This window comes from Streptomyces sp. NPDC058880 (assembly GCF_042742535.1).
Lineage (GTDB): Bacteria > Actinomycetota > Actinomycetes > Streptomycetales > Streptomycetaceae > Streptomyces.
Window position 1 is genome coordinate 111,092 of the sequence record NZ_JBHYMC010000001.1, and the last position, 20,383, is coordinate 131,474.

Sequence of the window (20,383 nt, forward strand, 5' to 3'; positions counted from 1 at the left end):
GACCATTCCGTTTCAGTGGGCGCTGTTGCCCCCACGGCAAGTCCCCCCACTGAAGGAGCAGTTACGTGATACGTGCGCTTCGCCGCCGCGCCCTCAGCCTGGTCGCCGCCGCGGCCGTCACGGCCGGTCTCGCCATCGCCCTTCCGTCCTCCCCCGCCGCCGCGGCGGCCCCCTGCGCCTCCCCGTGGGCCTCCTCGGCCATCTACACCAACGGCATGAGCGCCTCGTACGGCGGTCGCAACTGGCAGGCCAAGTGGTGGACCCAGGGCGAGACGCCCGGCACCACCGGCCAGTGGGGCGTGTGGGCGGACCAGGGCACCTGCGGCGGGGGCGGCCAGGACCCGGACCCCGACCCCGACCCGTCCGGATTCGTCGTCTCCGAGGCCCAGTTCCACCAGATGTTCCCGAACCGCAATCCCTTCTACACCTACAACGGCCTGGTCGCGGCGCTGTCCGCCTATCCCGGCTTCGCCAGGACCGGCGACGACACGGTCAAACGCCGCGAGGCCGCCGCCTTCCTCGCGAACGTTTCGCACGAGACCGGCGGCCTCGTGCACATCGTGGAGCAGAACACCGCCAATTACCCGCACTACTGCGACGCGACGCAGCCGTACGGCTGTCCGGCCGGACAGGCCGCCTACTACGGCCGCGGGCCCATCCAGCTCAGCTGGAACTTCAACTACAAGGCAGCCGGTGACGCCCTCGGCATCAACCTCCTGGCCAACCCCTACCTCGTGGAGCAGGATCCGGCCGTCGCCATGAAGACGGCGCTCTGGTACTGGAATACGCAGAACGGGCCGGGAACGATGACCGCTCACGCCGCCATGGTGAGCGGCGCGGGCTTCGGCGAGACCATCCGCTCCATCAACGGCGCCCTGGAGTGCAACGGCGGCAACCCCGCCCAGGTCCAGAGCCGGATCTCCAAGTACCAGAGCTTCACCCAGCTGCTGGGCGTCACCCCGGGCGCCAACCTGAGCTGCTGACGCGGGGTGCGTGCGGTCACCGCGTGCGCAGCGCGGTGGCCAGCTGGGCCCGTGACCGTACATCCAGCTTCTGGTAGATGCGGGTCAGCCGGGACTCGACGGTCTTGACGCTGAGGAACAGCTTCGCCGCGGCCTCCTGGTTGCTCGCGCCCTGGCTGACCAGGAGCGCCAGGCGGCTCTCGGCCTCGGTCAGGGTCGCGGCCGCGGTGACCGGAGAGCCCGCCGCGTCGCCCGGAGCCGGTTCCCGGGCAAGCGCAGTCCAGGGCGCGGCCCCGGCCCGCTCGAACACCTCGGCCGCGGACCGGAGCGCCGCCCGGGCCGGCGCCCGCCGTCGGCGACGGCGCTCCACCCGGGCGAGGGCCAGCAACGTACGGCCCCGCTCCAGCGGCAGTCGGAGCCCGTCGAAGCGCTGCGCCGTCTCCTCCAGGAGCCGGACGGCGGCGTCCGCCTCGCCCTGCGCGGACAGGCAGAGGGCGCGGGCCCGGTCGAGGGCGGCGACGACGCCGGTGCGGCCGAGCCCGAGGGCGACCGTGCGGACGGGACCGATCAGGTCGGCGGCTTCGCCGGGTGCGTCCGCGGCGATCAGCGCCTCGGCGAGTTCGCCGTGCCAGCGCAGGATCGAGGGATCCACCACCTGCTGGGCGGCCTCCAGTTCGGCGACGCGGCGCAGGGTGGCGACGGCCTTCGCCGCTTCGCCCGTGGCCAGTTCGATCAGCCCGAGGGCGTGCAGCCCGCGGGAGAGGAAGACCTGGTCCTGTTCCTCCTGGGAGGCCTGGATGCCGCGTCGCGCGTAACTCTCGGCGCGCGCGAAACTGCCGCCCATGGTCTCGGCCGTCGCAGCGACGTACCAGGCGGGGCCGGGCGAGAGGCCCGCCTCGATGGTCAGTTCCAGGGCCCTGCGGGCGTGGGCCGAGGCGGCCTCGCACCGGCCGCTGCGCAGTTCCACCTCGGTGAGGCTGCGGAGCACCTCGAAGACGTCCTCGGCCGAACCGGTCCGCCGGACGGCCGGCAGCAGCACCATCAGCTGGCGGCGGGCGTCGGCGAGCCGGTCGTCGAAGAGTGCGTGCCGGACGGCGAGGTACTGCGGTGCGTTGCGCATGCCGAGCGGCACCTCGGGCGCGGGCAGGGCGAGGGCCTCGTCGAGGATTTCCTCGGCTCCCGCGTCCCCGAGGATGCGGCCCATGCGGGCCCGCACGGTCAGCGCCATGGCCTCGGCGGTCTGGTCGCCGCCCTGCGCGGCGAGGGCGCCGGCCGCGGCGGCGGCGTCGCGGGAGCGGACGGGGTCGCCGTCGCTGAGGTTGTGCTTCCAGGCGATCCGCAGTTGGACGGCGGCCTGCAGGGCGGGGTCCCCGGCGGCTTCGTCCATAGCGTACGCGAAGGTCTCGTCGAGCGTGCCGAGGGCCTGGCCCGCGGCGTCGATCACGGCGAGCCGGGCGCGTACCCGGTCGGCGGGCGAGGCGTCGCGGGCCAGGACGGCCCGGGTGGCGCGCCGCGCGAGGTCGGCGCGGCCGGCCCAGCCGGCGTCCTCGGCGGCGGTGACGAGGCGGGCCAGTTCCTCGCCGGGCAGTCCGAACGGCGTGCGTTCGGCCGCGAGCAGGCCCAGTTCGGCGGCGAGGGCCCGCTGGCCGCGGCTGCGGCAGACCGCGGCGGCCTCGGTGATCTCGGCGGCGAGCCCCCGATCGGGTGTGTCGGTGGCCAGCGCCCGGTGGCGTACGGCCTGGACAGGGTCGTCGACCGCGGCGGCCAGCGCGGCGTGCCCGGCCGCACGTTCGGGCCAGCCCGCGTCGGCGGCGAGCGCGGTGGGCAGGGCTCCCGCGGTGAACTCGACGGCGCCGTCCTCCGCGACCCTGACCAGCGCGGCCCGTTCCGCCTCGGCCAGCTCTGCCTCGGCGTCGGGGCGGCCGGCCCGTCGTAGCAGGGAGACGGTCGGGCGGGAGGCGAGAGCGGCGAGCAGCAGGGTGCGGCGGGCCCGGGCGGGGGCGCCGGCGAGGAGCCCGCGGGCGACCTCGCGCGCCTGTCCGGAGACGGGCAGGGGGTCGGCGTGGTGGGCGCTGCCGTCGCGGGCCTCGGCGGCTTCGGCGAGGGAGTGGCCGAGGGCCAGGGCCAGGCGCGGGTTGCCGCCGCTGGCCTGGTGGATGCGTCCGGCGAGCCGGGCGGGCAGGCCGTGGCGCAGGAGGAGTTCGGCGACCTCGTCGGCGCCGAGCGGGGGCACGCGCACGGCGGGGACGCCGGGGCCCCAGAGGGGTGCGCCGAGGGGGGCTCCGCCCTGGACCCGTTCGGCGGCCAGGACCCGTACGCGGGGCGGGGTGAGGCGCAGGGCGAAGCGGAGGAGGTCGGTGCTCTCGGCGTCGAGCCACTGGGCGTTGTCGATGACGAGGAGGACGGGCTGGCGGGCGGCGAGGGTGCGGAGCACCTCGACGACGGCCAGGCGCAGGGCGACGTGGTCGCGTCCGGCACCGGGCGCGTCGGCCTCGCGGCGCAGGAGGGCGATGGCGGTGCGCTGGGGGCCGGAGAGCTGCTCCAGGGCGGCCGCGGGGACGGAGGCGAGGAGGGCCGCGGCGGAGGCCTCGGGTATCCATCGGTCCGCGGCCTCCGGCGCGAGGGCGAGGACGCTCTCGCGCCGGGCTCCGGCGGCGGCCGCGACGGCACGCAGGACCTCGGTCTTGCCCGCGCCGGCGGGTCCGGTCAGAAGCGCCCGGCCGTGGTTCGTCAGCGCGCGGTCGACCGCCTTGATCAGTTCTCCGTGTCCGACGCTTGTGTCAGCGTGCCCCGTCGCCGCCACGCACCGCCTCCAGCCTTCCGGTCCCCGGCTCCTGTGCCTTCCTGTGAGAGGCGAGAATACGAGGTCGGGCGGCTGCTGGAGCCGCATTGTGACGCAGAATTCAGTCACGTGGCACCGAAAACCCGGCGGACCTGCCGATACCCGTAGTATCGGCAGGCCCGGGGATTCTATTGGTCCGTACTATCGCTCCGTCAGGCGGAGTTGGGCCCGGACCCCGAGTCGACGTCAGTCGTCTCAGAAGGTGAGATTCCAGGAGTCGATCTTGCCGCTGTCGCCGCGGGCGTTGTCGTTGACCCGGAGCTTCCAGGTGCCGTTGGCGACCTCGGAGGAGGCGTTGACGGTGTAGACCTGGTTGATGTTGTCGGTGCTGCCGCCCGAGCGGTTGTGGAGCGTGTAGACGGAGCCGTCCGGGGCGATCAGGTCGACCTTGAGGTCACCGATGTAGGTGTGGACGATGTTCACACCCACCTTGAGGGCGGACGGGGCGTTGCCGGTCACGCCGCTGACGGTGATCGGGCTCTCCACCGTGGTGTAGTCGCTGATGGCGTAGTCCGCGGTGTTCGCGAAGTACGTGCCGGTCGGCGTCGAGGTCACGGCGGCGACGGTCGCGGCGGCGTCGGCGAGACCGGCGCCGCAGCCACCGGTGCAGGTGCCGGCGAGCGGACGGGCGTTGTTCTTGATCGCCGTCTCGATCTGGGCCGGGGTCAGCGCGGGGTTCGCCGACTTCATCAGCGCGGCGAGGCCCGCGATGTGCGGGGCGGCCATGCTGGTGCCCTGGTAGGGCTTGTAGAGCTCGGCGCCCGGGGTGGTGGTGCCCGCGTTCAGGGTCGAGAGGATGGCGTTCTCGGGGGTGGTGACGGTGCCGGGCGTGTCGGTGGCGCGGCGGGTCTCACCGCCCGGGGCGGCGATGTCGATGATCGAGCCGTAGTTGGAGTAGTACGAGCGGTCGCCGGCGCGGTTGCTGGCCGCCACGTTGATCACGTTGTTGCAGCTGGCGGGCGAGTAGCCGGCCGCGTCGTCGTTGCTGTTGCCTGCGGCGACGACGACGGTCGTGCCGCGGGCGACGGCCGCGTTGATGGCGTTCTGGTAGCTGGTGCCGCAGGCGCCGGGGCCGCCGAGGCTCATGTTGATGACCTTGGCCGGAGTGGCGTTGGCCGGCACACCGGCGACGGAGCCGCCGGAGGCCCAGGTGATGGCGTCGACGATGTCCGAGGTGGAACCGCCGCACTTGCCGAGGACGCGGACGGGCTGGATCTTCGCGTTGTACGCGATGCCCGCGACGCCCTTGGAGTTGTTCGTGGCCGCGGCGATGGTGCCCGCGACGTGGGTGCCGTGCCAGGACGAGTTGCTCGCCCTGGAACCGACGCCGCACTCGCCGTCGGTGGCGTTCCAGTCGCCTTCGTCCGCGGGGTTGCTGTCGCGGCCGCCGCCGTCGCGGGCGTAGGTGGCGCTGCTGATGAAGTCGTAGCCGGGGACGATGTTCGGCGCGACGTCCGAGTGGGCGACGTAGCCGGTGTCGATCACGGCGACGGTGACGCCGGAGCCGGTGGTCTTGTCCCAGGCGGCCGGGACGTTCATGCCCGCGGTGGACTCGAAGAGGTCCCACTGCTTGGCGTACTCGGTGTCGTTCGGGGTCACGGCCGTGGCGTAGGCGCGGGTGTCCGGCTCGACGTAGGCGACGTCCGGGTCGGCACGGAACTGGGCCATCACGTCGGCGGCCTCGGTCGGCGCGACCGTCCCGCCGAGGTTGACCAGCGCGGCACCGGTGCCCAGGCGGCGGTCGAACTTCGCCTTCTTGCCGGCCTTCTTGCCCTTGGCGGCGGCGTCTGCGGCGGCGGCGCTGTTGGAGCTGGCCTCGGAGGCGGACGGCTTGTAGCCGACGATCAGGTTCTCGACCGGCGTGGTCGGGGCGAGAGCGGCGGCGGGGGCCGCGGCGGGCGTCTCGGAAGCCACGGCCACGGAGGCGGTGGCGGTGCCGGCGAGCAGGGTGACGGACATGGCCACCACGGATATGAGCCTGCGTCTCGTTGCGTGCACGTGATCCCTTTCGAGGGCCGTTTCCGGGCAGGCCGGACCGGCCGGTTCGGTGCAGTGTGGGAGGTTCCGGCGGCTGCGGGGCCGGGAGCGAGTTGGTCGGTCTCGCCCCGGCCTCCGCCGCACGCCACGTTGACCCCGGCCGCAACGGCGAGGCAGGGGCAACGGCGGTCCCGGCCCGCTTCCCCCGGTGGGAGGCCTACACGCCATGTGGGGTTGGAGTGTGTGCCACCTGCCCGGGGAAGATCGCCGGTGGGCAGACAGTAGGCAACGCGGGGATGAACCGGATACGGGGAAAACCCTTGTCCGCCCCCCGCGGCTCCCCCGGCTTCCCTCGTCAGGGGGCGTGGTCAGGGGTTTTGCGGTGCGGGTCGCAGATCGCCCGCCGGGGGCCGGACCGGCGGGGCCGGGGTGCCGTTCAGGACTGCGCGCGGTCCGGCGGGCAGAGCCTGCGGAAGTACGTCCAACTCGTCTCGTTCGGCTCGCTCCAGCTCTCCGGTGCGTGGGCGAACTCGGGGTGCTGGTCCGCGATGTACGCACGGGTGCGTTCGGGCACCTGCGCGTAGCTGTCGAGCTTGCGGCCGCGGCAGTGGAAGGTGAGTCCGCCGGGGCGTGCTCCCTGCCGCATCCACGGCAGCCACGGGGACATGCGGGTCCAGGACATCGTCGCCGGGACGCTCACCCCGCCGGCCGTCAGGGCGGTCGCGGGTGCGAAGAACTGGAAGAGCTCCAGCGCTCGGTAGGTGTCGTCGGCGGAGTGGTCCGGGTACTCCTCGACGGGCAGCGGGGAAGGATAGGCGAGCGGGATCTCCAGGCTGAAGCAGATCTGGTCGCCCAACTCGGTCACGGGGACCGGGAAGGGGCGCCACTTCTGGTTGGCCGGGTCGTTCCAGACGTGGACGACGGGCCTGTCCTGCCAGGTGTCCAGGATCTCGCGGGTCACCGGGTCCAGGTAGAACGCGGCCTCACGGGACAGCAGCCGGTAGCCACCGTCCTCCTCGTCCGCCACGAGGCGGGAGACGTTGAGCCCTTCGAAGCCGAAGAGCCGCCGGTAGGGCTCCCCGGGCGCCCAGGAGTGGACGTCGCCGGTCCACCAGTAGGTGACCTCGCCGCCGTCGAGCCGGGCGCGGGTGCGGGCGAATGCGTGCAGGAGCTCGGCGGGTGCCGCTGCCTGTGTCATGGGCCCACTGTGTCCGGTCGCCGACCGGCCGGACAAGGGACCTTCGGGACCGCGACGGCGTCCACGGCGGCCTCCGCCTCCCGCAGTCGGTGCGGTGCCGGGGCCGGCCGGCGTCCCTGCGGTCCCGTGCGATGCATCGCCCCACCTCAGACCCTGTGAACGGCGGTTCGGCGACCGCCATGCGGTCGCCCGGTTGACGCCGGGGGCGGCAGCGGCAACCGTGACCGCCATGGGGAATGGACACCGACTGCTCGCTCTGGTCATCTGCCTGATCCTGGGCGGTGGGCTGACCGCCGCGGTGCTCGGCGCCACGCGCGCCTCCGCTCCGCGTACCGGGGCGCAATCCGGTGCCCCGGCGGCGTCCGACTACGTGGACATACGGCAGGTCCCGCCCTCCCCCGCCGTTGCTCCGGCCACGCCCGCCGATCGCGGCGACGGCTCGCCGGGGTCCATGCTGGTGGATTGCGGCCGCAACGAGCAGGGGCACTACAACGAGGACAACCTCGTGGTCTCGCCCGGCGTGCGGGGCGGCGCCCACCACACGCACTCCTACGTGGGAAACCTGTCCGCGGACGCGATGTCGGCCGACCGCACGCTGGCCGCCGCCGCCACGAGCTGCGCCGGTGGCGACCGGTCGACGTACTACTGGCCCGTCCTGCGCCGCCCGGACCGGCCGGGCACCCGCCCGCACGAGACGTCCGCCGGACACGGGAACACCGGTGAGATCGTGCCGGAGGCCTCGGTACGGGTCGAGTTCCGGGGCAATCCGGTGAGCAAGGTCGTGGCGATGCCGCCCTTCCTGCGCGCGATGACGGGCGACGCGGCCGCCCGCACCTCCGGCGGCGACGCCCACGTCCGGGCCCGCTGGGGATGCTCCGGTTCCCCCGAACGCTCCACCACCCGCTACCCGCGCTGCCCCGAGGGTGAACGCGTCACCCGCACCCTGGTCTTCCCGAGCTGCTGGAACGGCCTCGACGCCGCGAGCCCCGGGCACCGCTCGCACCTGCTGTTCCCCGGGGGCAACGGAGTCTGCCCCGCCGACACCTTCCCCGTGCCCGAACTCCGCCTCTCCCTCGCCTACGTGCTCCCCCCGGGCGCGCCCATGGCCATCGACTCCTTTCCCGAGCAACGGCACAGCCCGCGGACCGACCACGCCATGTTCGTCAACGCGATGACCGAGCCGCAGATGGCCGCGGTCGTCGCGTGCCTCAACGAGGGCCGCGCCTGCCGGACGTGACGGCCCGAACCCTCGCGTGACACAGGTCACATGAACCGTATCGGCGCCGCCGGCGTGTTCCGACCGCACCACGCAAGCGAGGAAGACGGAGAGGGTGAGATGGCCGGACCACTGTGGCCCCGCACGCGGCGGGGCTCGACCGATGAGGCGCTGATCAGGTCGGTCTACGAGGAGCACGGACACGCCCTGCTCGCGTACGCCACCCGGCTGACCGGAGACCGGGCCGCCGCCGAGGACGTCGTGCAGGAGACCCTCATACGTGCCTGGCGGCACTCCGAGGTCCTCGTCAACGGGAAGGGCTCGGTACGCGGCTGGCTGCTCACCGTGGCCCGGAACATCATCACCGACCGGTACCGGGCCAAGGCCGCCCGGCCCCCGGAGGTCTCCGGTTCCGCGGCGGCTCCCCCGGTGGAGGCGGACCACGCCGACTCGGTGGTGGACAGCATGACGGTGCTGGGAGCTCTCGACCGGCTGTCCCCGGAACACCGCGACGTGCTGAAGGAGTTGTACTACCGGCAGCTGAGCGTGGCGGAGGCCGCCGACACACTCGGCATCCCGGCGGGTACGGTCAAGTCGCGTTCGCACTACGCGCTCAAGGCCCTACGCGACGTCTTCAGGGACGACGGCTTCCGGGACGGCGGAACAAGAGACGGAAAAGGATCGGGCAGGCCGCCCCAGCAGCCGGCCGGACTGCGTGAGGTGGTGGCATGAACCGGCAGCGGCACGAGGAGGAACTGCTCGGCCCGTACGTGCTCGGCGTCCTGGACGCCGAGGAGGTCCGCCGGGTCGAGGAACACATGAGCGGATGCGTGCAGTGCCGGGAGGAGGTGGCCGCGTTGCGCGAGATGGAGGCGGCACTGGGGGAGGTGCCCGAGGAGGCGTTCCTCGACGGACCGCCGCAGGGCGGTGACCTGCTGCTCCAGCGCACCCTGCGGCAGATGCGGGGCGAGCGGGCGGGCGCGGCGCGCCGTCGTGCGGGGCTCACGGGTCTGGCGGTGGCGGCGTCGCTGGCCGCCGTGTTCTGGGCTGGTACGCAACTGGCCGGGGGCGATCCCGACCCCGTCGCGCTGCCGGTGCCCCCATCGCCGACCGCTTCGGCGGACCCCTCTCCCCCGCCCAAGGGAACCACGCTGCACTCCGCGACCGATGCGGGCACGGGTGCGCGGATGACCGTACAGATGACGCCGGCCGCCCAGTGGGTGCGGTTGCGGGCGGCGGTCACCGGAGTGCCGGCGGGCGAGCGCTGCCGGCTGATCGTGGTCTCCAAGGACGGCAAGCGCACGACCGCGGGCAGCTGGGTCGTGGGCAGCCAGGAGAACGGCGAGGCCAAGGGCGCCGGACTGGACGGTTCGGCGGCCGTGGACCGCGCCGACGTCAAGGCGGTCCTGGTCGAGAACGAGGCCGGCCGGACCTTCGTGTCCGTCCCGGTGTGACCTCTGACCGGGTGACCTCGGCGCGGACGTGACGGAGCCCGGGAGCATATCCAGCTCCCGGGCTCCTGTTTGCCACCCAATTGCGCACACCGGCACGTTGAAGAGTCGCGGATCATTCTGAGGTCGACGTGTTCTGCCTTTGAACTACCGCGCCATGGAAAGAGGCGCAGGAGGGACTTGAACCCCCATCCGTCGATGGTCGTCCGCACCCGGTCGATCCGGTGTTCGGCGGCGAATACTGAGACTGGAGCGATAGTCTGAGATTCAAGGGGCCGCCTCTACCGGCTTGGGCCACCCCGGCACGCAATGCCGGGGGAGGGATTCGAACCCCCAACTGACACCCCTGTTTCAGCTTCAACATCAGTTTCAGCTTGCGCTCTCGCGCACCTCCCGCAGACATGCGGGAGGGGTTCTCGACGGCTACCTGAAGAGGTAGCCGAACACCGCGTCCCCGACCCGCTGGTCGGTGACCTCGGCGCCGTTGGCCTCCTCACGGGCGAACTTGACGGCCTGCTGGAGCTTCTCGACCCGGTCGAGGAGCTCGTTGACCCGCCGGGCGGGCAGCGCGCCGGAGAACTTCACGGTCGTCCAGTAGCCGACCGGCACGTCCTCGTAGTACACCTCGACCTGGGCCGGGTGCTTCTCGGTGGCCTCGGCCTTGACGTGGTTGCGCGGCACCTTCCTGGTGCGGATCGTGCGCACCGGGTCCGTCTTCCAGGCGTCCGTGGACGGGTCCAGGTTCCAGGATTCCGAAGCGTCCAACACCGGCAACTTCCGCACGAAGGTGTGCAGGTCCGTGAGCTGCTTCTCCAGGAAGAGCAGGTACGGCACGGGAACCTGGGCGAGCAGGACGTTGCCGTCGACGACCACGTCGGCGGCCGCGGTGCGGTTCGCCCAGTCCTTGGTGGCCGTCACGTCGAAGAGCCGCGTCAGCGTCCCGGCCGTCGCGCGCAGCACGTCCTCCGCCTTGACCTGCACCCGGGTGGACTCGGGCGGCAGTTGCTCACCCTCCTCGTCCTTGGGCTGGTACGTCCGCGAGATGCCGGCCAGCAGGGCGGGCTTCTGCACGTCGTGGTGAGCCTGGGTCAGCTCCTGGAGGGACTTGGACTTGACGCCCTTTTCGACTGCGATGATCTGATTCAGCTTCGGCACGCGATGAACCTAACAGCCTCCTGTCCGATGATTCACGCGGTTTTCCGGCGTCGGTGCCCGGCCCGGATCCGGTGCTCGTTCCCGAGCGGGAGAGCGGAGTCGGCCGGCTGCGCGGCGGTCCCCGGATCCCGAGCGCCGAGCAGGCGGCCGATCCCCGCCGGCGGGAACGGGGCTGCCGTGTCGCGGCGTTGTGCAGGTGCCGCTCCCGGACGTCGGACGCCCGCCGCGAGCGCTCCGGTGGGCGGAACCCACAGGCGGACCGATCATCACATTGCGGTCCATGACATCCTGTGACGTCACAACTCGCCGGGCGGATTCGGCGGACGTCCGGGAATTTTGGGGAAGGTCGATGAGGCTCTGCTTCCTGGTGGAGGAGCACTACCGCCACGACGGTATGCCGAACGAGGTGATCGGGCAGCTGACCGCGTGGGGGCACCGCGTGGACGTCGTGCGGCCGGGCGGCTCGCTGCTGCGCATGACCGAGGTGGTGGACGCGGGCGCCCACGACGCCTGGGTCCTCAAGACGGTGTCGGGCGGCCCGGGGTTGACCCTGTTGGAGAGCGCCGCCGCGGCCGGGCTGACCACCGTCAACGACGCCCGGTCCATCCGCGGCGTACGGGACAAGGCGCTGGCCGCAGCCATCGGACACGGCCGCGGGCTCCCGCTGCCGCCCACATACGCCGTCGCCCGCCCCGAATTGCTCGGGGAGATTCCGGCAGCCGAGTACCCGCTCGTCGTCAAGCCCGCCGACGGCAGCTCCGGCCGGGCCGTGCACCTGGTGTCCTCGCCCGAGGCACTGGAGACGCTGCTGCCCGTCCTCGCGGGCGAGGGCATGCTCATCGCCCAGCCGTACGTACCCAACTCCGGTACGGACATCAAGGTCTACGCGGTCGGCGGGGAGCTGTTCGCGACCGAGCGCTGTTCCCCGCTGCACCCCGATCCGTCGGTGCGCGAGCGCCGCGTGCCGCTGTCGGCGGAGGTGGCCGCGATCGCCGCGCAGGTGGGTGCCGCGTACGGACTGGACCTGTACGGGGTGGACGTGCTGCTGGGTCCCGACGGCCCGGTGGTCGTCGACGTCAACGACTTCCCGAGCTTCCGGCAGGTGCCAGACGCGGCGGCGCGGGTGGCCCGTGCCGTACTGGATCTGGCGCGGGCCGGAGGTCCGGCGCCGGCAGCGCCCGTGACGCTGCCGCACACGCTCCCCCTGTCGATCCCGGCCCAGGCCTCGGCGCAGATACCCGCCCCGGCGGGTGACTCCGTATGAAGATCGGCCTGATCACCCCGGAGCCAGGACATCCGCTGCTGGCGGACACCACCGCGCTGCTCGCCGCCGAGCACGAGGTCGAGGCACTCGATCCGGTCACCCTCGGGGACGTGCCGCTTCCCCTGGCCGACGTGTACCTGCTGAAGTCACGCACCCCGCACGCGCTGGGGCTCGCCCGGTACTTGGAGCGCCGGGGAGCGCCGGTGGTCAACACGGCGGCGGCCACGGCGCTGTGCCAGGACCGGAGGGAGATGGCCGGGCTCGCCCTGCGCGCCGGTCTGCCGTTCGCCGGGACCCGTACCGTCGGCGCCCTGGGGACGTGGGCGCGCGAGGCGCGGCCGTCCGCCCCCGTGGTGGTCAAGAGCCTGCTCAGCCGGCGCGGCGACCTCGTCGCCCGCGCCGATGACGCCGCGCGGCTGCGGGAGTTGGCCCGGGACTGGCCCCAGGAGCCGGTCGTGGTGCAGGAGTACGCTCCCAACAACGGCTGGGACCACAAGCTGTGGGCCATCGGCGACCGGGTCTTCTCCGCCCTGCGCCGGTCCGAACTCTCCCCCGGGGGACGCGGCCCGACCCGCCCGCTGGCCCCGGAGGAACTGCCCGCCGGCTGGGCCGATCTGGTACGCCGGGTCGGAGCGGTGTTCGCGCTGGACGTCTACGGAGTGGACATCATCGACACCGGCGGCGGTACCCCCCTGATCGTGGACGTCAACGCGTTCCCCGGGATCCGCGGCCAGTCCGGAGCCCCGGAAGCCCTCGCGGCCCTGGCCCTGCGCCGGGCGGTGGCCGGCCGCGGCTGACTCGGGCCGGGCGGCAGGTCCGGACGGGCGAATGCGGGGGCCGCGGCGCCCGCGACCCGGTGTTTTTCGGCACGGACCGGCGGCGTCCCCGGTGAGGATCGGGACATGGGCGTCGTGCTGCCGGTCTTCTTCGCGCTGTTCGCGGCCTTCAGCAACGCGCTGGCCACCGTGCTCCAGCGTCGGGCCGCCCTCACCGTGCCACAGAGCGAGGGCTTCCGCCTCGGTCTGGTCCTGGACCTGCTGCGCCGGCCCGTGTGGGTCGTGGGCATCCTGGCCGTGATCGCGGCCGGGGCAGGTCAGGCCGCGGCGCTGGCCACGGGCGCGCTCGCCCTCGTACAGCCGTTGTTCGTGTTGGAGCTGCCGCTCGCCCTGCTGATCGCCTCGCTGCTGACCCGGCGGCGGCTGCCGGGGGCCCTGTGGCTGGCCGTGGCAGGTGTGGTGGCGGGACTCGGGGTCGCGCTGGTGGCCGCCTCTCCGACGGGCAACCGCACCGATGTGCCGGCCGAGCGGTGGGCGGTGGCGCTGCCGGCCTGCGCGGTGGTCGTCACCCTGCTCGCCGTCGCCGGCCTGCGACGGCCGCCCGGCCGCTCGCGGGCCGGCTGCCTCGGCGCGGCCACCGCCGTCTGCTACGCCCTGACGGCCGCCCTGATGAAGTCCTCCGTCCACGTCCTCGACGAGCGGGGCATCGGCGCGTTCTTCACTTCCTGGGAGACCTACGCCTTCGGCGCGAGCGGGATCTGCGCCCTCCTGCTGCTCGAACACGCCATGCAGGGCGGTCCGCTGATCGCCTCGCAGCCCGCCCTGACCCTCGGCGACGCGAGCATCAGCATCGCGCTCGGGGTCGTCCTGTATGAGGAACACCTCCGCTCGGGCTGGTGGCTGCTCCCCCAACTGCTGGGCGTGGCCCTGGTCTGCGCCGGGGTGTTCGCCCTGTCCCGAGCCGGGGAGGACGCGCCCTGACTACGGACCCCGGTACTCCTGCGAGGGCCAGATGTGGTTCTGCGGGCCCGGTGCCGCCGGGTGGGAAGCCCAGGCCGGGTCCGTCTCGTACCCCTCGTGGCCCTCGTACCCCTCGTGGCCCTCGTACGGCACGGCGGCCGGATCGGCGTGGGGCTGCCGGGTGTGTGGTTCGGCCGGGGCGGCCGGCACCTGGAGACTGCCGTAGCGCTCCATCCGCTGCCAGCGCAGACGTGAGCCTGCGACGGCGGTGAACACCGACTGGATCACGACGAGGTACATGAGCTGGCGGTAGACGAACTGCTGGAGCGGCAGGCTCCACAGCGGCCCGGGGCGCTCCCCGTCCAGGCGGAAGGCGTACAGGCCCATCAGGACCTGGAGCAGCAGGAAGGCCGTCCACAGTCCGAGGATGCGGAGCGGGTCGAGGAAGACCAGGCCGTAGACGGCGAAGACGTCCACGACGGGCGCGAGCAGCGGCAGCAGGACCTGGAACATCAGGAGGTACACCAGGCCCCGTCGGCCGAGCTTGCCGGCCTGACCGCGCTGAGCGAGGGCCCCGCGGTGCTTCCACATGGCCTGGAGGGTGCCGTAGCACCACCGGTAGCGCTGCTTCCACAGGGCGCCGAGCGTGGCCGGGGCCTCCGTCCAAGCCCTGGCGCGCTCCTCGTAGACCACTCTCCAGCCGTCCCGGCACAGGGCCATGGTCAGATCGGTGTCCTCGGCCAGGGTGCCGTCGCTGACGCCTCCGACCCTCAGCAGGGCCTCGCGGCGGAACGCGCCGACGGCACCGGGGACGGTGGGCATGCACTCGGCGAGGTCGAACAGGCGGCGGTCGAGGTTGAAGCCGACGACGTACTCGATGTGCTGCCAGCGGCCCAGCAGACCGCCCCGGTTGACCACCTTGGCATTGCCGGAGACCGCGCCCACGCGGCGGTGGGCGAAGGGCTGGACGATCATGCGGACGGCGTCCGGTTCGAAGACGGTGTCGCCGTCGACCATGACGAGCAGGTTGCAGGAGGCTGCGGCAATGCCCGTGTTCAGGGCGGCCGGCTTGCCGGCGTTCTGCTGCCGGATGACGCGTACGCCGGGCAGCCGGAGCGCCTCGACGAGGTCGGCCGTTCCGTCGGTGGAGCCGTCGTCGACCACGATGACCTCGACCGGGTGGTCGGAGGCGAGGAGGGAGCGGACGGCCGCCTCGATGCCGGCGCTCTCGTTGTAGGCGGGGACGATGACGCTCACCGGCTCGGTGACCGGAGCGCCCCAGGGCCGCCGTCGCATCCGCCCGTGCCGCCGCGCGGCGACGAACACCGCGGCCGCGCGGAGCAGGCTGAGCGCGCCCGCCGCCCACAGGAGCCACGACAGCGCGTCGAGGATCCAGTCGCTGGTTCCGATCGCGGTGATCAGTGCCAGGCCCTGCCACCGGTCGGCGGTGCCGGCGCTCTGCACGGCCTCGGGGAGGGCGACGGCGTCGCCCACAGTGGCGAACTTCCAGCCGGCCGCCTTGAGTCGCGGTACCAGCTGTTCGAGCGCTGCGACCGTCTGCGTGCGGTCCCCACCGCCGTCGTGGAGCAGCACGATCTGTCCGGCCGTGTCCGAGGGGGTGGCGCCCGCGACGATCCGTTCGACGCCGGGGCGCCGCCAGTCCTGGCTGTCCAGGGTCGTCAGGACGGTCAGGTAGCCCTCCGTCCCGGCCTGGACGACGGCTTCCCAGTCGGCGTCACCGAGCGCCTTGTTGGTGGAGGAGTACGGCGGCCGCAGCAGGGGCGTGGTGACCCCGGTGGCGCCGGCGATGACGAGTTGCGTCTCGCGCAGCTCCAGGGAACGGCGCCAGGCCGAGGCGGCGCCGAGGTCGGTGTGGGTGAACCCGTGCAGGCCGATCTGGTGGCCCTCGTCGACGATCCGGCGGGCCAGGTCCGGGTTCTCGGCGACGCGGGTGCCGACGGTGAAGAAGGTCGCGGGCACGTCATGGCGGTGCAGCACGTCGAGGATCCGCGGCGTCCAGACGGGGTCGGGGCCGTCGTCGAAGGTCAGAGCGATCGTGCGGGGTGGCGGGGTGGCGGTTCGGGCGGCCGCCCCCTCGATCACCGGCCCCCCTGCACCCACCGCCGCCGGTACGGACGTCCCGGCCGCCTGCCCCCGGGCAGCCCCGTCCGGGCGGGCGTCGAACAGGTGCGTGGTGTAGCCCTTGAGGAGCAGCGCCGCCGAGAGGGTGAGCACCAGGACGGTGAGCAGCAGCCAGTGGGTGCGCAGGGGGACGTTGCGTACGGAGGTGTGCCGGCCTTGCGATCGGCGACGGCGGTTCTTCGACACGAGGGCGGAACTTCCTGACTGCTGCGTCGGGTGGTGCAGTGCGGGGGGCGGACGGTGCGTGGCGGGGTGGGCGGCGCCGGCCCGCGGGCTCAGGGCCGGCCGGTGGGCTTGCCGCCGCCCTGGCCGGGCGGCGTGCTGAAGCGGCCGCGGCCGCTGGAGGACGGCTGGACCGGGTCCGTCGGTCGGCTGGCGGCCTTCGTCGGGCCCGGTCCGGTGACGGGTGCGGCCCTGCTGGCCGCGGGGCTGGCGACCGGAGCGGGAGCGCTGGATCGCGAGGTGGCCGGAGTCGCCGGAGCGCCGGGGCGGGCCGTCCCCCGGAGGGAAGGGGCTGCCGTGCCGGCCGGGGCCGACTCGTCGGGCGCCGGGGTGTGCGGGGCCTGGGCGGAGGGGAGGAACGGCGACGGGAAGGTGGGGCCTCCCATCAGGGTGCTCAGGAGCAGGACCACGTAAGCGGCGGCCGGTATCACCAGCAGGCAGCCCCACCGGCGCACGCGACGCTGCCTGCGCCCCGAACTGTCCACGAACACGGGACTGGCCACGCATGCGGGGGCCTCTGCGGTGAGGGCGTCCGGCGGCCCCTGCGCCGGGCGGGCCGCGCCCATGTCGCCGAGGAAGAGCTCCATCGTGTCCTCGTCGGGGGCGCCGGGGGCTGGGTGCATGCGTCGTGGCCTCTGGGGTTCGGGCGACGGGGCGTCGGTGGTCGGGACGGGGCGCGGCCGTCGGAGGGCGGCCATGCCCTACAGCGCTGGAACCGTCGCCGGTGTCACTCCGGGGGGCCCGAACCGGGCCGTTTCCGTCCGTTACGGAACGGGCCGGGGGCGCACGGCAGGATCCCGCGCGCCTGCCTGGGCTAGGATCGCCCAACCCCGGCGGACGGGCCGTGCGGGAAGGGGGCAACGGGTATGGGTTCTACGGGTGCGGGTGCAGGTGCCGTGGCGGTGGCGCTGGCCGGCGCCCTGCTGCTGGGCGGATGCTCCGGCGGCGCGAGCGGGCCGGACGGCGACGGGCCGGTCTCCCGGGCTCCGGGAACCGCCCCATCCCCCTCGCCGTCGGAGCTCTCCCCTGAGCCGACTGCCGGCGAGCCCTCCCCACCCACCGCGGAGCCGACGCCCTCGGCCACCGGCGGGCCGGCTCCGACCCGGACTCCGGCGGGCCCGGCGGCCGTTCCGCAGGACCCGCACCGGGGTACGAACCCGCCGCCGGCGCCCGAACGGCCCCCGCTTCCGACGTGGAAGCCGACTCCGTTCGACCCGAAGGACCCGTCGGTCCCGAACTACACGGTGCCTCCTCCCATGCGGTAACCGGGTTCCCGCCGCGCCCCGGGCAGCGGGGCCCTCGCGTACGGGCCGGTGAGCACGATGGTGTGCAGGCCGTGGACGAGTGCCCCGGCACTGGTGACGACGGGGGCGGGGGCGCCGTTCTCGGCCGTCCGGGCGTGCAACCGCTGTTCGGAGGTCCGGTGGTAGCCCGGGCCCGTGCTCATGATGGCGACCAAGCAGGCGTAGCCGAGTACGTCGACCCGGGCGTCGGAGAGCTCGGCGGCGTGCCGGTGAAGACGTCGTCCGGGCGCGGCCTCAGGACGTGCCGGGAGAAGGTGTCGGCGGTGGCGAGAACGTCGCGGTGGAAGTGCAGGGTCGCCTTCGGCCGGCCGGTGGTGCCGGACGTGAAGGCGATCAGCGCGACGTCGTCCGCGGCGGTGGCCACCGTGTCGAACCAGCCGTCCTTGGCCGCGCAGAGGGCGGTCAGGTCCGCCGGGCCGGTCCCGCCGTAGACGAGCACGGGGAGAGCGGGCCCGGCCGCCGGGTCGGCGGGTCCGTGCGGGCCGTCGGGTTCCCGTACGCCCGAGCGGCCCAGGGCTTCGAGCTCCCCGGTGTAGCGGTGGTCGCAGACGGCCAGCGAGGGCCGGCTGATACCGGCGAGCTCGGCGAGCTCGCCGGTGCGCAGCATCGGCATCGTGGTGACGGCGACCCCTCCGGCCTTCAGGACGCCGAACCACGCGGCGACGAGCCAGGGGTTGTTGGGGCCGCGCAGCAGGACGCGGTTGCCGGGCCGGAGGCCGAAGTCGTGGGTGAGGACCTGGGCGACCTGGTCGGCGCGGTGGCGCAGTTCGCCGTAGGTCCAGCGCTCGGTGGGGGTGAGCAGGCAGGGACGGTCGGGGCCGTGCAGCTCGACGGCTTCGTCGAGCAGTCGACCGGCGCAGTTGATGCGGTCCGGGTAATCCAACTCCGTGAGGTCGAAGTGGAGTTCGGGCCAGAGGGCAAAGGGCGGGAGCCGGTCTCGGCAGAAGGAGTCGGCATGCGCAGAAGGGGACAGCTCCATGGGGCGGCACCTCGATCGGGGAGCAGCGGGGAGACGGGGAGACGGGGAGACGGGGAGACGGGGAGACGGGGAGACGGGGAGACGGGGAGACGGGGAGCAAGATATGTCGAATATCTGACGCCCATCAACATCTCTCGATATTCCGGTGCGCAGGGCGGCCGCCGGGCGAGGCCTGACGGCCGCACGGCCCCCCTGCTCGGGCAGCAGGGACGCACAGGCGGACCGTCTTGCCGAACTCGTCGACCACGAGGCAGAGTTCACCGCCCAGCTCGGCCGCCATCAGCTGCACGATGAGCAGCCCACGACCACCCTCCGACGTCGGGTCGGCGTCCACCCGCGGAGCCGGCAGCCGCGGCGGTCCGGCCCCCTGATCGGCGACGTCGAGGCGCAACCAGCCGGCACCCGAGGCGACCCCGACCCGCATCCGACCCGCGCCCACATGGCGGACGACGTTGCCGACGAGCTCGCTGACAGCCAGCAGCAGGACGTCCGTCACGTCGAGCGGAACCGCCCAGGCGCTCAGCGTGGCGCGCACACGGGCCCGGACCTGCGGAACACTCGCGGCGTCCGGATCCGCGACCCATTGGTCGAAGCGCCGGATCACGGGGGTCGCGGGCATGGCGGACGCGCCGGTGGTGGTGAGCATGACGTGCTCCCGGAGGGGGTGGGCGTCGCGGCCGCCGAGATGACTCGTGTCATCGATCTGGATGCCGGACCATCTCCCGGCTTGTCAGCAGCGGAAACGCGTCGCTAGAGTCTTTGATTACACGTGTAACACGCTACGCCTCCCCCGGCTGCCCACGCAAGCATTTCGGACAAACAGCGCGAAGCCTGCACTCACCCCGCCGGGACCCCCGCCGATCTGGAAGGGCCGCAATGACGCACACTCCTCCGACCGCGTTCGACATCGCCGACATGACCTGGCCGCCCCCGCCGTACCGGCCCCCCGTGACGCCCGTGACGGGCACGGACGGCGTGCGCCGCTTCGACGGGATCACCTACGCGACGACCCCCGGCTTCCGCCCCCGGCTGCTCGACGTCCAGGTGCCCGCCGGCGAAGGGCCGTTCCCCGCCGTGGTCTGGATCCACGGCGGGGGCTGGCTGGACGGCGACCGCCGATACCCCCCGCCGACCGTACCGGCGGCGCTGCTGCACGGGACGGTGCTGGCGGCCGGGCTCGCGCTCGTCTCCATCGACTACCGGCACAGCCTCGAAGCACCCTTCCCGGCCCAGTTGCACGACGTGAAGGCCGCGATCCGCTACGTCCGCGCCTTCGCCGGGGACCTGGACATCGACCCGGAGCGCATCGGCGTCTGGGGCGAATCGGCCGGCGGTCACCTGGCCGCGCTCGCCGGCCTCGTCGGCCCTGCGGACGGCGCACCCCGCGCGGAAAGTCCGGACGACGTCGTCGCGCTGGAGGGCACCCAAGGGGTCGGGGCAGGCGACACCGGTGTGCTCGCGGTCGTCGATTGGTACGGCGTCTCCGACCTGGTCGCCCTGGCCGCCCATCCCATGCCGCCGATGCCGTCCGGCGTGGAGATCCCGGACCCGTACACGGCCCTGCTCGGGGCCTCCCCCGCCGAGCGGCCCGATCTGGCGCGGGCCGCAAGCCCGGTGGCCTACGCCCGGGCCTCGACACCTCCCCCGCCTTTCCTGCTGGTGCACGGGACCCGGGACGGCCTGGTGCCGTACAGCCAGAGCGAGGCCCTCGCCCGCGCCCTGGAGGGCGCCGGAGGCGCCGTCACCCTCCAGCCGGTGGAGGGCGCGGACCACATCTTCCTCGGCTCCCCGGACATCGCGGCGATCGTCGAGGCGAGCGTCGCCTTCCTGGCCCGCCACCTCGGCGCGGGCGCCTGACACCCCGTCCCGCCCACCGCGGGGACCGTTGCCCGGCGGCGGGCGGGACGGGCGCGGTCCGGTGACGCACGGGCGCGC

General features: G+C 73.4%; 17 protein-coding genes. 8 read left to right on the forward strand and 9 right to left on the reverse strand.

The genetic code is table 11. The features are described 5' to 3' along the window. Positions 1-65: 65 nt before the first annotated feature. Positions 66-983, forward strand: a complete 918-nt coding sequence (locus ACFW2G_RS00505; RefSeq protein ID WP_384583396.1) for a glycoside hydrolase family 19 protein — start codon at positions 66-68, stop codon at positions 981-983. Positions 984-999: 16 nt separating this feature from the next. On the opposite strand, the gene ACFW2G_RS00510 is transcribed toward ACFW2G_RS00505, so the two are convergent. The 3 genes from ACFW2G_RS00510 to ACFW2G_RS00520 all read right to left on the reverse strand — a co-directional run bounded on the left by ACFW2G_RS00510 (position 1,000) and on the right by ACFW2G_RS00520 (position 6,979). Beyond that, positions 1,000-3,765 carry a LuxR family transcriptional regulator gene (locus tag ACFW2G_RS00510; RefSeq protein WP_037922130.1) on the reverse strand — a complete coding sequence of 922 codons (2,766 nt, stop codon included), beginning with the start codon at positions 3,763-3,765 and terminating at the stop codon, positions 1,000-1,002. A 234-nt stretch (positions 3,766-3,999) separates the two neighbouring features. Then, positions 4,000-5,763 carry a S8 family serine peptidase gene (locus ACFW2G_RS00515; RefSeq protein ID WP_078556490.1) on the reverse strand — a complete coding sequence of 588 codons (1,764 nt, stop codon included), beginning with the start codon at positions 5,761-5,763 and terminating at the stop codon, positions 4,000-4,002. Positions 5,764-6,217: 454 nt separating this feature from the next. Then, the gene (locus tag ACFW2G_RS00520) at positions 6,218-6,979 is read right to left on the reverse strand and encodes a DUF1838 family protein (RefSeq protein WP_384580226.1); all 762 of its coding nucleotides are present in this window, start codon (positions 6,977-6,979) and stop codon (positions 6,218-6,220) included. A 229-nt stretch (positions 6,980-7,208) separates the two neighbouring features. Between ACFW2G_RS00520 and ACFW2G_RS00525 the strand changes: the two genes are divergently transcribed. From ACFW2G_RS00525 to ACFW2G_RS00535, 3 genes are all read left to right on the forward strand, one after another. After that, the gene (locus tag ACFW2G_RS00525; protein WP_384580224.1) at positions 7,209-8,216 is read left to right on the forward strand and encodes a DUF1996 domain-containing protein; all 1,008 of its coding nucleotides are present in this window, start codon (positions 7,209-7,211) and stop codon (positions 8,214-8,216) included. 99 nt (positions 8,217-8,315) lie between these two features. Further along, positions 8,316-8,927 (forward strand): sigma-70 family RNA polymerase sigma factor, encoded by a 612-nt coding sequence (locus ACFW2G_RS00530; RefSeq protein ID WP_384444621.1) that lies wholly within the window; start codon positions 8,316-8,318, stop codon positions 8,925-8,927. Next, complete coding sequence (locus ACFW2G_RS00535; protein ID WP_384444623.1) at positions 8,924-9,649, forward strand: anti-sigma factor family protein; 726 nt, start codon at positions 8,924-8,926, stop codon at positions 9,647-9,649. The genes ACFW2G_RS00530 and ACFW2G_RS00535 overlap by 4 nt, the downstream gene beginning before the upstream one ends. A gap of 420 nt (positions 9,650-10,069) precedes the next feature. Here the strand turns inward: ACFW2G_RS00535 and ACFW2G_RS00540 are convergent, their stop codons facing one another. After that, entirely contained in the window at positions 10,070-10,801 is a 732-nt protein-coding gene (locus tag ACFW2G_RS00540) for a hypothetical protein (RefSeq protein ID WP_037922119.1), read from the reverse strand. Between the two features lie 349 nt (positions 10,802-11,150). Between ACFW2G_RS00540 and ACFW2G_RS00545 the strand changes: the two genes are divergently transcribed. From ACFW2G_RS00545 to ACFW2G_RS00555, 3 genes are all read left to right on the forward strand, one after another. Then, on the forward strand, positions 11,151-12,065 hold the full coding sequence (locus ACFW2G_RS00545; RefSeq protein WP_384580222.1) for a RimK family alpha-L-glutamate ligase: 915 nt from the start codon (positions 11,151-11,153) through the stop codon (positions 12,063-12,065). Beyond that, positions 12,062-12,862 carry a RimK family alpha-L-glutamate ligase gene (locus ACFW2G_RS00550; protein ID WP_384444626.1) on the forward strand — a complete coding sequence of 267 codons (801 nt, stop codon included), beginning with the start codon at positions 12,062-12,064 and terminating at the stop codon, positions 12,860-12,862. The genes ACFW2G_RS00545 and ACFW2G_RS00550 overlap by 4 nt, the downstream gene beginning before the upstream one ends. Positions 12,863-12,967: 105 nt before the next feature. Then, positions 12,968-13,822 (forward strand): DMT family transporter, encoded by an 855-nt coding sequence (locus tag ACFW2G_RS00555; protein WP_037922111.1) that lies wholly within the window; start codon positions 12,968-12,970, stop codon positions 13,820-13,822. Here ACFW2G_RS00555 and ACFW2G_RS00560 read toward each other — a convergent pair whose 3' ends face one another. The 5 genes from ACFW2G_RS00560 to ACFW2G_RS00580 all read right to left on the reverse strand — a co-directional run bounded on the left by ACFW2G_RS00560 (position 13,823) and on the right by ACFW2G_RS00580 (position 19,094). Beyond that, positions 13,823-16,129: a bifunctional polysaccharide deacetylase/glycosyltransferase family 2 protein gene (locus ACFW2G_RS00560; RefSeq protein WP_384580220.1), complete on the reverse strand. Its 2,307-nt coding sequence runs from the start codon at positions 16,127-16,129 to the stop codon at positions 13,823-13,825. It abuts the gene before it with no gap. Between the two features lie 89 nt (positions 16,130-16,218). Further along, positions 16,219-16,788 carry a hypothetical protein gene (locus ACFW2G_RS00565; RefSeq protein WP_384580218.1) on the reverse strand — a complete coding sequence of 190 codons (570 nt, stop codon included), beginning with the start codon at positions 16,786-16,788 and terminating at the stop codon, positions 16,219-16,221. Between the two features lie 614 nt (positions 16,789-17,402). Next, complete coding sequence (locus ACFW2G_RS00570) at positions 17,403-17,612, reverse strand: hypothetical protein (RefSeq protein WP_384580217.1); 210 nt, start codon at positions 17,610-17,612, stop codon at positions 17,403-17,405. Further along, positions 17,609-18,448, reverse strand: a complete 840-nt coding sequence (locus tag ACFW2G_RS00575; RefSeq protein WP_384580213.1) for an AMP-binding protein — start codon at positions 18,446-18,448, stop codon at positions 17,609-17,611. The genes ACFW2G_RS00570 and ACFW2G_RS00575 overlap by 4 nt, the downstream gene beginning before the upstream one ends. 124 nt (positions 18,449-18,572) lie before the next feature. After that, complete coding sequence (locus tag ACFW2G_RS00580; protein WP_384580211.1) at positions 18,573-19,094, reverse strand: ATP-binding protein; 522 nt, start codon at positions 19,092-19,094, stop codon at positions 18,573-18,575. A gap of 230 nt (positions 19,095-19,324) precedes the next feature. Between ACFW2G_RS00580 and ACFW2G_RS00585 the strand changes: the two genes are divergently transcribed. Continuing rightward, on the forward strand, positions 19,325-20,305 hold the full coding sequence (locus ACFW2G_RS00585) for an alpha/beta hydrolase fold domain-containing protein (RefSeq protein ID WP_384444638.1): 981 nt from the start codon (positions 19,325-19,327) through the stop codon (positions 20,303-20,305). The last annotated feature ends 78 nt before the right edge of the window (positions 20,306-20,383 follow it).